Origin of the sequence: Enterobacter roggenkampii, from assembly GCF_001729805.1 — a bacterium.
In the GTDB taxonomy this organism is placed as follows: Bacteria; Pseudomonadota; Gammaproteobacteria; order Enterobacterales; family Enterobacteriaceae; genus Enterobacter; species Enterobacter roggenkampii.
Window position 1 is genome coordinate 1,998,415 of the sequence record NZ_CP017184.1, and the last position, 13,078, is coordinate 2,011,492.

At 59.9% G+C, this 13,078-nt stretch carries 10 protein-coding genes and 1 pseudogene; 5 read left to right on the forward strand and 6 right to left on the reverse strand.

Translation table 11 applies throughout. The annotated features are described in order from the left end of the window. Window position 1: 1 nt before the first annotated feature. Window positions 2-1,057, forward strand: a pseudogene (locus BFV67_RS09380) (SDR family oxidoreductase). A gap of 75 nt (window positions 1,058-1,132) precedes the next feature. Beyond that, on the forward strand, window positions 1,133-1,579 hold the full coding sequence (locus BFV67_RS09385; protein WP_031274987.1) for a hypothetical protein: 447 nt from the start codon (window positions 1,133-1,135) through the stop codon (window positions 1,577-1,579). Between the two features lie 66 nt (window positions 1,580-1,645). On the opposite strand, the gene BFV67_RS09390 is transcribed toward BFV67_RS09385, so the two are convergent. Continuing rightward, entirely contained in the window at window positions 1,646-2,626 is a 981-nt protein-coding gene (locus BFV67_RS09390; RefSeq protein WP_069598190.1) for an NAD(P)H-dependent flavin oxidoreductase, read from the reverse strand. Between the two features lie 134 nt (window positions 2,627-2,760). Here BFV67_RS09390 and BFV67_RS09395 point away from each other — a divergent pair, with 134 nt between their 5' ends. Further along, entirely contained in the window at window positions 2,761-3,645 is an 885-nt protein-coding gene (locus BFV67_RS09395) for a LysR family transcriptional regulator (RefSeq protein ID WP_039025404.1), read from the forward strand. Here BFV67_RS09395 and BFV67_RS09400 read toward each other — a convergent pair. Next, on the reverse strand, window positions 3,617-5,062 hold the full coding sequence (locus BFV67_RS09400) for an aminotransferase-like domain-containing protein (protein ID WP_069598191.1): 1,446 nt from the start codon (window positions 5,060-5,062) through the stop codon (window positions 3,617-3,619). The genes BFV67_RS09395 and BFV67_RS09400 overlap by 29 nt on opposite strands. A gap of 96 nt (window positions 5,063-5,158) precedes the next feature. Between BFV67_RS09400 and BFV67_RS09405 the strand changes: the two genes are divergently transcribed. Further along, the gene (locus BFV67_RS09405; RefSeq protein WP_058653677.1) at window positions 5,159-5,926 is read left to right on the forward strand and encodes an arylamine N-acetyltransferase family protein; all 768 of its coding nucleotides are present in this window, start codon (window positions 5,159-5,161) and stop codon (window positions 5,924-5,926) included. A gap of 18 nt (window positions 5,927-5,944) precedes the next feature. Here the strand turns inward: BFV67_RS09405 and BFV67_RS09410 are convergent, their stop codons facing one another. From BFV67_RS09410 to BFV67_RS09425, 4 genes are all read right to left on the reverse strand, one after another. After that, a complete protein-coding gene (locus BFV67_RS09410) occupies window positions 5,945-9,022 on the reverse strand; it encodes an efflux RND transporter permease subunit (RefSeq protein ID WP_069598192.1) in 3,078 nt (1,025 codons plus the stop codon). Beyond that, window positions 9,019-10,167, reverse strand: coding sequence for an efflux RND transporter periplasmic adaptor subunit (locus BFV67_RS09415; RefSeq protein ID WP_069598193.1), 1,149 nt, complete (start codon window positions 10,165-10,167; stop codon window positions 9,019-9,021). Before BFV67_RS09415 ends, BFV67_RS09410 begins: the two co-directional genes overlap by 4 nt. A 78-nt stretch (window positions 10,168-10,245) precedes the next feature. Further along, window positions 10,246-11,442, reverse strand: a complete 1,197-nt coding sequence (locus BFV67_RS09420; RefSeq protein WP_069598194.1) for a sensor histidine kinase — start codon at window positions 11,440-11,442, stop codon at window positions 10,246-10,248. Next, window positions 11,439-12,134, reverse strand: a complete 696-nt coding sequence (locus BFV67_RS09425) for a response regulator (RefSeq protein ID WP_008500520.1) — start codon at window positions 12,132-12,134, stop codon at window positions 11,439-11,441. Before BFV67_RS09425 ends, BFV67_RS09420 begins: the two co-directional genes overlap by 4 nt. A gap of 124 nt (window positions 12,135-12,258) precedes the next feature. Here BFV67_RS09425 and BFV67_RS09430 point away from each other — a divergent pair, with 124 nt between their 5' ends. Beyond that, window positions 12,259-13,044 (forward strand): MipA/OmpV family protein, encoded by a 786-nt coding sequence (locus BFV67_RS09430; protein WP_069598195.1) that lies wholly within the window; start codon window positions 12,259-12,261, stop codon window positions 13,042-13,044. Window positions 13,045-13,078: the final 34 nt, after the last annotated feature.

Below are 13,078 nucleotides of genomic sequence, written 5' to 3' on the forward strand. Positions count from 1 at the left end.
CATGAATAATAGGAAGCAACACAACGTCGCCCTGGTCGCGGGCGCCAGCGGCATTGTCGGCAGACAGATGGTCAACACGCTCCTGCACCATCAGTGGCAGGTGATCGGCCTTAGCCGCCATGCCGGGTCGCATCCTGACGGCATTCCGATGGTCAAGATCGATTTACTGGATGAAAAGGACAGCGCCCGGGCGCTGCGCTCCCTGGACGGTGCCACCCATCTCTTTTACAGCGCCTGGGCGAACGCGGCGAACTGGGAAGACATGGTTGAGCCGAACGTCACCATGCTGCGTAATCTGGTCAGCATCCTCGAAAAAACGGCACCTTTGCAGACGGTAAGCCTGATGCAGGGGTACAAGGTCTACGGCGCGCATCTGGGGCCGTTTAAAACCCCGGCGCGCGAAAGCGATCCCGTCGTACCGGGTGCCGAATTTAACGCCGCGCAGCTTGCGTGGCTCAGCCAGTTTCAGCGGGGAAAGCGCTGGCACTGGAATGCCATCAGGCCGGGCGTGGTAGGGAGTGCGGTACCGGGCAATGCCATGAACCTTGCGCTGAGCATTGCCCTGTACGCCTCCCTGTGCAAGGCGCTGGGTTTACCGTTGCGTTTTCCCGGTTCGGAACAGACCTAGCACAGTATCGTTGACCATACCGACGCCGGGCTGCTGGCCGAGGCAACGCTGTGGGCCGCCGCGTCACCTGCGGCACAGAATCAGGCGTTCAACGTGAATAATGGCGATATCTGGCGCTGGAGCGAGCTCTGGCCGCGCATCGCACGCTGGTTTGACCTGGACTCTGCACCGCCGGTGAGGCTGTCATTTCATCAGCTGTTTACGGACTATCGCGGCGTATGGCGCGAGCTTGCCGGAGAGCGGCTGGTGGAAGCGGATATTCTGCAGCTGAGCGACGGGCGGTTTGCCGATTTTGTCTTAAGCTGGAATTACGACATGTTTGGTGACGGGAGCAAGCTGCGCAGGGCGGGCTTTACGCAAATGCAGGCGACGGATGAGATGTTTTTCCACCTGTTTGCGCAGTTGAGAGCCGCGCGGATTATTCCCTGACCGTAAGGGTTGTTGTCATCAACGATCGGCGCGTTATACTCACGCGTTAAAATGAATGTATTGTGGGGCAGGGATATGCACGAAAGTCTAAAAATGATATCAGTCGCTCTGCCCCTCATTGCGCTTCTCATTCTGTTAAGCTTTTTGGTCAGACGCATTCGCCAGGCAAAACGTATCATTTCAGACCGTAACGGGATGAAAAAGATCTCTGCCAGTCCCTCAATATTTGGCGGGAATGGAGGTAAAACCTGGTTTTATGATGACCAGTTTTTATATGAAGTTAAAAACAACGCCACCCGTAAAATTGCGCTGGCTAACATCATTAAAATCAGACCGGGGAATACCGAGATAAATAGCAGACGGGTCTGGATTGTTATTTACCGCGACGGTGTTAATGAAAAGCAGGTGCAGTTTTATAACAATCTTACCCTCTGGAATCATAACTTCACGGCTTTTCTGGCAGCGGTAAAACGTGCCAATCCTGACGCTGTGGTTAAAGAACGCGCAATCCTCAATCTATGAAAAAGGACCGCAGACGGTTTGCGGACGCTGCTCCTGTGCAGCGTCCATAGCATCAGGGTTAAGGGCTTACTCAACCGTTAACGCATCGACAACCTCGGCCACGCTTCTCACGCTGCGGATATTCCCAATCCCCGTGCCGAGCGCGATATACCCTTCATCGGTGTTATTTTCCAGCATGCCCAGGCGCAGGCCCCGTAATCCGCCCATCGCCTTGCCCAGCGCTTCGTTGCTTGCGCCCGCTTTATCCATCGCCGCCAGTTTTTCCGCCAGCTTGCCGGGGAGAGAACGATAGTAGTGGGGGACTGTGCGGAAAAGCAGCAGGTCCAGACCGTTGGCGGCAACAATTTTCTCTTTGACCCCCTGCGGCACGCGGCTTTCTTCGGTACTGATAAAGACCGAACCGGCAAACACGCCTTCCGCCCCCAATGCATGCGCCGCTCTGGCGGTGCGATTATCGGTAATACCGCCCGCGGCCATCACCGGGACGTGCTTCACGGCATCGGCAATCAGCGGCACGATGGAAAAGGTACCCAGCGCCGTCGCGGGTAGCGTCCCACCCTCGTCAAAACCGGTGGCGACGATGATGTCTGCCCCCATCTCTTCAGCAAGAAGGGTGTTTTCCGGCGTGGGATTGATGTCGCGGTAGATAATGGCGATACCCGCCTCTTTTAACTCACTAAACAGCGCGGGAATAATGCTGCCTTCCCCATAGCCCGTGTACACCACGGCCCTGACGCCTTCCTCTTTTACCACCTTAAGAATTGGCCCGGTCCAGACGTCATTAACGGCGGTGGGGATCAGGTTGACGCCGAAGGGTTTTTCGGTCAGCCGTTTGGTTTTACGAATTTCTTCCCGCATTTTTTCGGCGGTTGCTTCCGGCGTGGAGACCGCAGTATCGGCGGTTAACCCTGCGTTGGGACCCAGCACACCGAGTCCTCCGGCATTGCTGACCGCGGCCACTAAACGGGCATCAGTAAGCCAGGATAACGGCCCCTGAATAACGGGCTTTTCGATACCCAGGATCTGACAGATACGGTTATTTTTCATAGCAGACTCTCCCTTACGTTTGAATGAGGGAGAGTGTAGAGAGGAAGATTGTTAGGAAAAATAGCCAGAAAGATTCATCACTGTTATAAAATTAATAACAATCATTTTCTCCCGCTCGCGGCAAGACATCCCTTATGCAAATAAACCTCTTTGAATCTATTCGGATTTTTATTGAAATTGTCGACTCGGGGAGCCTTACCCAGGCGGCGGAAAATCTGCAGGTCCATCGCCCGGCAGTGACCAAAGCGCTGCAGCTTCTGGAACAACACAGCGGCACGCGGCTCCTGCAGCGCACCACGCGTCGGATTAGCCTGACGCCGGATGGGGAAGCCTTTTATCGCCGCAGTAAACCCCTGCTGGCACAGGCGGACGAATTACTGGAGTCGTTTGGCGCCGATCGACCGATACACGGCCAGCTGCGTGTGGATATGCCCATCTCTTTTGCGGCACTGCGGGTGATACCCAACCTGCCTGATTTTTATCGTCAGCATCCTGAGATCGACATCATCCTGAGCAGCTCTGACCGCCGTCGGGATATGCTGCGGGACGGTCTGGACTGCGTGCTGCGGGTGGGCGAGCTGGACGACGGCGACTATATCGCGCGTAAAATCGGGAACATTAAAATCACGACCTGCGCCAGCCCGGCCTGGCTGGCTGAACACGGTACGCCAGAAACGCTGGAGGATTTACGCAAGCATCAGGCGATTAACTGGATTAACAACAGCAGCAGGCACGTTCAGCCGTGGACGTTTACCACGCCAGAGGGCGTTGCGGAGATCGCGCTACCCGGTAAGCTCGTGGTGGATAACTCCGAGGCCTACATCGCGGCAGGTCTGGCCGGGCTGGGGATAATGCAGGGAATGAATCTTTTTCTCCAGCCTTACATTGACCGCGGCCTGCTGGTTGAGGTCCTGCCTGAATATCGTTCGCCGGACCGCAAACTGTCACTGCTCTACCCACACCGCCATCTCTCCCGCAAGGTACGGGTATTTACCGAATGGCTGGAGAGTCTGGTGTGAAAGCGGCCAGCTCATGGCATAGCGCACCAATCTGCTCCACGGCATTGAGCAGGCGGGGCGTCGGTTCGTTTGCACAGTTTAGCCGCAGAAAGTGCGTGAGTTCTGCGCCAGGGGAAAACAGGGGGCCGGGGCTGACGCCAATACCCCGCGCCAGCGCGCGGCGATGCACCTCCAGCGCGTTGACCTGCGGAGGAAGTTCGACCCACAGCAGAAAGCCAGCTGCGGGGACGTTTACGCGGGTACCGGGGGGAAAACTGGCCTTGACCCGCGCCACGACGGCGGCGATTCCCTCTGCGATCCGCCGCTTTAGCCGCCGCAGGTGACGGTCGTAGTCGCCGTTTGCCAGCATCTCGCTCGTCGCGGCTTCCAGCAGCGGCGCGCCGGCCCAGTCTCCGGCCATGCGGGCCTGCAAGACCTGCGGGTAATAGCGTCCGGCGGCAATCCAGCCGATTCGCCACCCCGGTGCAAGCGTTTTAGACAGGGAGCTGCAGTAAATCACATTCCCGTTCTGGTCGAAGGCTTTGCAGGCCGGAGGACGTTGTCCGTCACCGACCAGGTCACCGTAAACGTCGTCCTCAATCAGAGGAATACCGGCTTCTTCAAGCAGAGCAACCAGTTCCTGCTTGCGCGCGACGGGCATGCTGGCACCCAATGGGTTTTGCACGGTGGGCGAGGCCAGGACGGCCGCGGGACGGTGGCAGCGGATGGCGTCAGCCAGCGGTTCCAGTAACAGACCTTCAGCAGGATCGGTGGGGATTTCTAACGCCTTCAGGCCTAAATCCTCCAGCAGCAGGAGCGTGCCAAAGTAGGCGGGCTGCTCCACCGCCACCACATCACCTGGCTGACACACGGCCCGCAGGGCCAGGCGCAGCGCCTGCGTCGCGCCCGCGGTGATAATGAGATCGTCCGCGCCGAAGCGGGCTCCCCACTGCGCAGCACGCGCCGCAATCTTGCTTCGTAAATCACGCCTTCCCGGCGGCAGGCTGTAGCTCTGCCCATGCGCGTCCAGACGACGGCCCACGGAGTGTAACGCCCGCTGTAGCGCCTCCCCGGGCAGCCACGCGGGATCGGGCAGGGCGGCGCCCAGCGGGATCAGCCGGGCTTCTGCACTGCTGAACAGCGACCGGGCCACGGCGGACATAGTCACGGGCACCGGGCCCGGCGTGGAACGCGCGGGCTCCGCGCGCGGAGGGAGGCTGATCTGGCGGATGTAATAACCTGAACGCGGTCGCGCAACGATCAGCCCTTCAGCCTCAAGGCAGCGAAGGGCCTCCAGCGCCGTCGGAAGGCTCACGTGCTCGCGTTCGGCCAGTTTACGCGCGGAGATCATCCGGTCACCGACTCGCAATGCGCCTGAAGAAAGCGTGAGGCGCAGACGCTCAGCAATCCGGCGATAGTGTGGGGAGGGGGCAGACATGGGTATCTGTTCAGGCTAATTTTCGATAAAACTGACTATACAGCCAATGATGTGCGCCATCTATAGTGTCCGGCATGTTCAGGACAAGGAGGCATTATGCACAGCGATAATTTCGACATTTCCTCGTATTTCAAACGCATAAACTACACCGGACCGGCGGCGGCCGATACGTCCACCCTGCATGCGCTGATGCGTCATCAGATCTTTTCCGTTCCCTTTGAAAATCTGGACGTGCAGGCGGGGAAAATTGTCTCGCTGGCACCAGACGACATTGCCGAGAAGGTGCTAAAGAAAGGGCGCGGCGGGTACTGCTATGAGGTGAACGGGCTTTTTGCCATGGCGCTGGAAGCGTTAGGGATACCTTACCGTTTCGTGGCGGCGCGCCCGATGTTCTACCCCGCGCGGCGGCCAAAAACCCATATGGCGCTCATCGCCGCGGTGGAGAGCCGTCAGTGGCTTTGCGATCTCGGCTTCGGCAGCTACGGCATCCGCGCGCCAATGGCGCTGGATACGCTTGACGTGGAAATCACCCAGGATTTCGACACGTTTCGCCTGAGCCGCAGCGCGGAGGGCGAGTATTTGCTTGAGGCGAAGGTTGAAGGCGAATGGGCCCGACAATACGGCTTCGATCTCACGCCCCAGGAGTGGATTGATTTCGTTCCGGCCAACTACCTGAACTCCACGCATCCTGATGCTATTTTTGTGCAGAAGCGGGTGGTGGTGCAGCACAGCCCGGAAGGACGCCAGATTTTGCTGGGCGATATGCTGAAAACCATCACGGCGAACGGCACTGAAACGCGGCAGCTGGCGGAGGAGGACATCCGCCATGTCCTGAAAGACCGTTTTGCGCTGACCGCCGCGTAATCGGAGAACGATGGGGACTCAGCCCGGCCCGTCGGCTGCGGCTTTGCGCTGAGCCCCCCACTGTAACAGCAGGCTAAACGACGCGGGTAACACGGTCAGCGTCACCAGCGTCGCAGCCAGCAGCCCGCCGATGATGGCATAGGCCATTGGGCCCCAGAAGACCTGGTGAGAGATGGGGATCATGCCCAGAATGGCGGCACAGGCGGTCAGACAGATGGGTCTGGCCCGGTGCTCCGCGGCCGCCATAATCGCGGCATCGTTTGCCATCCCCTGAGCTAGATTGCTGTCAACCTCGCTAATCAATATCACCGCGTTACGCACGATCATCCCTGCCAGGGCGATGACGCCCAGCAGCGCGACAAACCCCATCGGCGTGCCGCCAGGCAGCATAGCCAGCACGATCCCCGGTAAACCAAACGGGGCCATCAGGAGCGCCAGCAGCATACGGGAATATCGCCGCAGCTGAAGCATCAGCAGCATCAGCATGATGACCAGCGTCACCGGAAGAACGGTAAAGACGGAGCTGTTCCCCTTATCCGATTCGGCAACCGCGCCGCCTTCTTCAATGCTGTAACCTGCGGGCAGGCTCGCGCGCAGTTTATCCACCGTCGGACGCAGCGCGGCGGATACCGCTTCAGCCCTCAGCTCCGGGGCGAGGTCGGTTTGCACCGTGATAAAGGGCACGCGCTGGCGGCGCCAGATGACCGGATCGTCCACGCCCCAGACCGGCGTTGCGACGGCGCTGAGCGGAATTTTTTTACCGTCATTCCCCTGAATCGTGAGCGAGGAGAGGGTGGCGGTGCTGTGACGTGCATCGTCCGTGGCCCGCAGCACCACGTCGACAAGGCGGTCATTATCTCTGATGGACGTGACAACGCTGCCGGACCAGACGGTATTCAGCGTGCGGGCAAGGCTTTCTGACGATATTCCCGCCGCTCTGGCCGCCGTCTGATTCACCTTAAGGGTGATGACCCTCTCCGGCTCTCCGGCCGTCTGGTTAACGTCGCGTGAGAACGGGGAGCGGCCAATCGCGTCCGTGAGACGGTTCGCAAGCGCCCGGACCTGCAGATAATCCGGCCCGCTCACCCGGTATTTGATGGGCCAGCCGACGGGAGGCCCCAGCTCAAGGGGCGACACGCGGGTGATGATGTCGCTAAATTGCGTCGCCAGGATCGTGTTGAGCTGTGCGTGCAGACGATCCCGCGCCGCAAGATCCTTCGCGACCACAACCATCTGGGCGATATTTTCATTTTCCAGCAGCACGTCCATCGGCAGGTAAAAACGGACGGCGCCTGAGCCAACGTACGTCGAAAAGCGATCGATATTGCTGTTGTCGGCCAGCGCTTTTTCCAGCTTTTCCACCTCTCTGAGCGTTTCCGGCTGCGACGCGTTGGCCGGAAGCGTCAGGCTGACCAGCAACTCGGGCCGGTCCGAGGCGGGGAAAAACTCGCCCTGCATAAACGTCGTGCCGTACGCTGACAGCCCCAGCGTGGCAAGCGCAATCAGTACGGTAGCGAGCCGGTGGCGGAGCGCCAGGCGTAAAAGCCGTCCATACCCGCGCGCGATCCGTCCCGGTCCTGCCGCGTGATGTCTGACTTTTTCCGGCAGCAGCCACGTGCCCGTTAGCGGCGAAAACAGGATCGCGACGGCCCAGGAGCAGAGCAGGGCGATGAGCACCACCGCAAACAGGGAGAAGCAGTATTCACCGGCGCTGGAGGCCGCAAAACCAACGGGAATAAAACCGGCAATCATGACCAGAGTACCGGTGAGCATCGGGAAGGCCGTCGTTTTGAATGCATAGGTGGCCGCGAGTCGACGGGAATCCCCCGCTTCCAGTCGGGAGACCATCGTTTCGACGGCGATCATGGCGTCATCCACCAGCAGGCCCAGGGCAATGATCAGCGCCCCGAGCGAGATACGCTGAAGGCCGATGCCGGCGAGCATCATGCCGACAAACGTCATGGCAAGCACCAGCGGAATGGCCGTCGCCACCACCAGTCCGGCCCGCAAACCCAGCGAGACAAATGAAACCGCCAGCACGATAACAACGGCTTCGATAAGTACCCGGATAAACCCGCTTACCGCTTCACTCACCACCGCTGACTGATCGGCGACTTTCACCATCTCGATACCGTGCGGCAGCCCGGCGCTGAGGGCCGCCATTTTTGCGTTCAGCGCAGCACCGAAACGCAGCATGTTGCCTGTCGGCGCCATCGACACCGCCAGCCCGATAGCCGGTTTGCCGTTCACCCGGTAGGCCGGGGCCGGTGGCTCGGCGATTTCCCGGGTGACGGTGGCAATGTCGGTCAGCGGAATATAGCGATTGTTAACGTGCAGCGTGACGGCGCGCAAACTCTCTTCGGTAGTGAGCGCCCCGCTGACCTTTATCGCCATGTTCTCCTGCCCGGTACGCATCGTTCCTGCCGGGACAACGGCGTTTTGCGCCCGGAGGGCGTCGGCAACGTCCTGAATATCCAGCCCCATACCGGCCAGGCGCGCCGGAGAAAAGGCGAGAACCCACTGCTCCTGCTGTTCGCCCAGCAGGGTGGTTTTGCCCATATCCGGCAGGGACATGAGCTCGCGCCGTATTGTCTCTGCGCGATCCCGTACCTCCCGCAGGGTGAAGCCTTCGGGAATAAAGGCGTAAATTGTGCCGAACGTGTCGTCAAACTCGTCATCCACGGCAGGACCCTGCACCCCTTCGGGCAGGGACGGCGCGATGTCCTGCATTTTTTTGCGAACCTGATACCAGATATCGGGCACGCTTTGCGGGGGCGTATCATCACGGAGGTTGACGTGGATAACGGTGCGTCCGGCACGGGTTTCGCTTTCGAGATAGTCCAGCCAGGGCGTTTCCTGCAGCTTTTTTTCAAGCGTATCGGTCAGCAGGCGGGTGGTATCCGTCACGGAGGCTCCCGGCCACTGTGCGGAGACGACGGCCGTTTTAATGGTGAATGCCGGATCTTCGTTACGCGGCAGCTTCTCATAGCAGAACACGCCCATCGCAATCACCAGCAGCATGAAAAAGCTGACCATCTGCTGGTTCTTCAGCGCCCAGGCTGAGAGGTTAAATTTTGCTTCCGATCCTGTGTTCATGGCTGAACCTCTCCGGCCATCACCGGCTCGCCGGATCGTAATGTGCTCACGCCCGCCGTAATCACCCTGTCGCCTGGCTCAAGGCCGGAGGCAATCATGACGGAGGAGGCCGTATAGCCGACGGGTATCACCACGCGCAGCTGCGCCCGCGACTGCGGGGTAATGACAAAAACGGCCGGTTTGTCGCCGACGCGAGTCAGCGCTGACGCGGGAAGCGCGTACCCGTGCGGGGCGGCGGAGGGCAACGTCACGGTGACGCTGGCGCCCAGCGCCATGGCCTCCGGCGGGTTTTGCAGGGTGGCTCTGACGCGCCACGTGCGGGTCTGAGGATCGGCCTGCGGGGTGATATCCCGCAGCAGGGCAGACGCCTGCACCGACGGGTCGCCGAGCAGGGAAACCTGCAAAACCGCCTTATCCAGAGGCGGGATCGCATCGGGCGCGGCAATATCAAACGCCACGTCGCGGGCTTCCCCGGTCGCCAGCGTCAGAACGGACTGGCCGTCGCTGACAACCTGTCCCGCAGAGGCGCTCACGGCCGTGATGACGCCCGCTTGCGGCGCGATCAGGCGCGTCCAGCCGAGGCTTTCGCGGGCATTTCGCCATGCGGCCTCGCTGCTTTTTAAGCGCGCGCGGGCGACAAGCCAGTCAGCCCGGGCGCTGTCGAGCTGCGTGCGGGCTATCGCACCCGTTGGCATGAGCTTTTGCATGCGACTGACGTTAAGCGCGGCGACCTGGGCTGAGGCTTTGGCGCCTTCATAGTCGGCCACGGCGCTGTCGAGCTGGTTTTGCCCGGTCGTATTATCAAGCGTGGCCAGCAGCTGTCCGGCAGTGACCCGGTCGCCAATATCAACGCTACGCGTCAGTATCCGGCCTCCGGTGCGAAAGCTCAGGGTCGTTTCATCGTGGGCATGGATCTCACCGGTTCTTTCCAGCGCGGGAAGGGATTGGGCGGAGCCAACGACGACGTAGCGTACCTTACGCACTGGGTCAGGTTTGTTTTCGTGTTTATCACCGCAGCCGGCCAGCGGAAAAATCGCCAGCGCAAGCAGGGCCAGGGGAAGAAAATGCAGCCAGGAAAAGGTGCGCGCCACGCCGTACAAATGATGCAGGCAGTGGCGGAGGGAGAGAAAAAATTCGTCTGACATAACGCCGCTCCATAAAGGGAATGGCGTTATTAAATGCGCGCTACGTCGAGAAAGATTCGATGTTCTGTCAAGGCTTTATCAAGAGGGGAGATTTTCATTATCGGACGGCTGCCAGGGCAACAAAATGCGCACCGCAAGGCCGCCGGTTTCCGGTAATGACGCGCTAATCTCACCCCCATGCGCCTCGCAAATCGCCCGGGCGATGGACAAACCGAGGCCGCTGCCGCCGGAATGCCGCGCGCGGGACTGCTCCTCGCGGCTAAAGCGTTTAAACATTTCCGGTAAGAACTGGGGCGACACGCCCGGCCCGTCATCGGTGAATTCGAGGATGTAATGCCCGCTGGCGTAATGCAGCGCCACCTCAAGGTGGCCGCCTTCGCGTCCGTAACGTAGCGCATTTTCCATGAGGATGGTAACGACCTGCCCCATACGGAACGCATCGCCCCGGAAGGGGCTGGTGTGCGGGTTACGCAGCGTTATCCTGAAATGATGCGCATCCGCCTGGGGCATGATCCAGGCAGCCCGCTCGTGAATCAGCTCATCCAGACAGAACGGCTGGTCCTCCAGCACAAGGTTACCCGCGTCTGCCAAAGAGAGAAGGTGGAGCTCGTCGGTGAGGCGGTTGAGGTGCTGGAGCTGTTTCATCACCATGCCCAGCTGCGCCGGGCTGGCATCAAACACGCCGTCTAGCATTCCCTGCAGACGCCCGATGGCGGCCGTCAGGGGCGAGCGCAGCTCGTGCGCCATCGCGACGTGCGAGGCGCGGAGCTCTTTCTCATAGCGGGCCAGTTGCCCCGTCATGGAGTTAAAGTCGGTCGCAAAGCTGACCATTTCTGCCGGTGCATCCTTGATGAGCTCTGCCTGACGGCCAAACTGCCCTTCGGCGACATCCTTTGCCGCATCGCGAAGGCGGCTGAACTGCAGCGCCAGCGGGCGGGCGTGTTTGAGCCCCATCACCACAATAAACGGGATCATCACCAGCACCAGCAGGGCCACCGTGACCCAGTCCGCTGAGGCGATGGACGGCGTGGAATAGCTCAGGCCCCACCAGGTATCCACAATCGTGTGGAAGCGGGCCGGATTGGCCTGCGGGTTCTGGCTGAGCGCAAGAAACTCCTGCCGGACCGCTGGCGGCATCCTGCCCATGATCCAGTAGTTCTGGACCGCATAGCGCAGCCACATGCAGGTGGCAATGACGATCACGCTGCCGATGGCCAGCGCTAAGATGCGCGCGCAAATCCAGCGCCACAGAGAGGCGTGCCGGTTTTTTATCATGGCTGTCTGAACCTGTAACCCACGCCGCGCACGTTGATCAGCACGCCGGAAATACCCACAGCTTCGAGTTTTTTACGCAGGTTATAAATATGGGTGTCCACCACGCGCTCCAGCGCCTCGCTTTCCGGCAAACAGTGTTCCAGTAAATACTGGCGGGAGAACGGGTGCGCAGGCGAGCGCAGCAGCGTTGCCAGAAGCGAGAATTCCGTTGGCGTAAGATCGAGCATCACAGGCGCGTCGTCGCCGTTGTCCACGCACGCCACAATGGCGGCGACATCCACCGCCAGCGTTTGCCAGCGAAGGATCTTTTCCTCTGTCTCTTTTTTACTGCTGCGCCGCAGCACCGCCTGCACCCGCGCCACCACTTCGCCCGGATGATAAGGCTTCACCACGTAATCATCGGCACCGTAGCGCAGGGCGCCAATGCGATCGGGAGTATCCCCCATGGCCGTGACCATGATTACCGGCACATCGCTTTTACGACGCAGGCCCGCCAGCACCTCGGTGCCGTTAAGTCCCGGCAGCATCACGTCCAGCAGGATGAGGTCGGGCTTCCACCGCTGCGCCATATCCAGCCCGGAAAGACCGTCTCCGGTAATGGTCACGTCGTAATTTTCACGCCGTAAATAGGCTTCGAGCACGCCAGCCGCGTCGGCGTCATCTTCAATAATCAGCACTCTTCTGGATAACATCCGTTCACCTTGACCATTTCTTAACACTATCCCGACGATTCATTGATTCAGCCAAATCATACTGCGCCAACATTGTGTGGCTATTCCTGTCTCAGGAGACGCCAGCGTCTGTAAGGAGAGCAGTATGATAGCGATAAAAAAAGTCCTGTATATGTCCGTCCCGCTTCTGATGGTCATGGCATCCGCCGCGCAGGCGGATGATGACACCGCGTCTGATTCCTTAACCGTCGGGCTGGGAGGGCAATATGCCCCGCGTTACTCAGGCTCAGACAAGCAGGTATGGCAGGTGGTTCCTGTGCTGCAGGGACGCAAAGGTGCTTTCTTTGTTGATGCACAAAAAGGGGTGGGATATGACCTGCAAAACGACAGCGGCTGGTATTTCGAACACACGCTGGGCTACGACCCCGGAAGGGCTGATAAAAATTCTGGCTGGCGCGAGGGTGCAAACAACCTGAAAGGGATGGGGGATATTGATGCCACCCTGAATACCGGCCTTGCCGTCGGCTGGCAGGCTGCGCCATGGTTGAGCATGGAAGGCAAAGCGACGCTGCCGTTAACCGACAGTCAGGGGGCAAGCTATCAGGCCTCCGTTACGCTGATCCCGGTACAAAATAACCAGGACACGATAGCCTTTCAGTCTGCGGCCCTGTTTGGCGACAGCCGTTACCTGAATACCTGGTATGGGGTCAGTGAGCAGCAGAGCCGCCGCACCGGCTATCGCCGCTATGCTGCGCCGGGTGGATTTTATGGCGTCGACACCAGCCTGACCTGGAGCCATCAGTTCGATGGTCACTGGGGAACTGTCCTCAGCGCGGACTATACCTGGCTTGGCGACCATGCCAATCAAAGCCCGATCGTGATGCGGCGTAATGAGGGGTCTGCAACCGCCGCTATCACCTGGACATTCTAAATTCGCGGATCATGATGTGAGCGAGGGGGCGAGA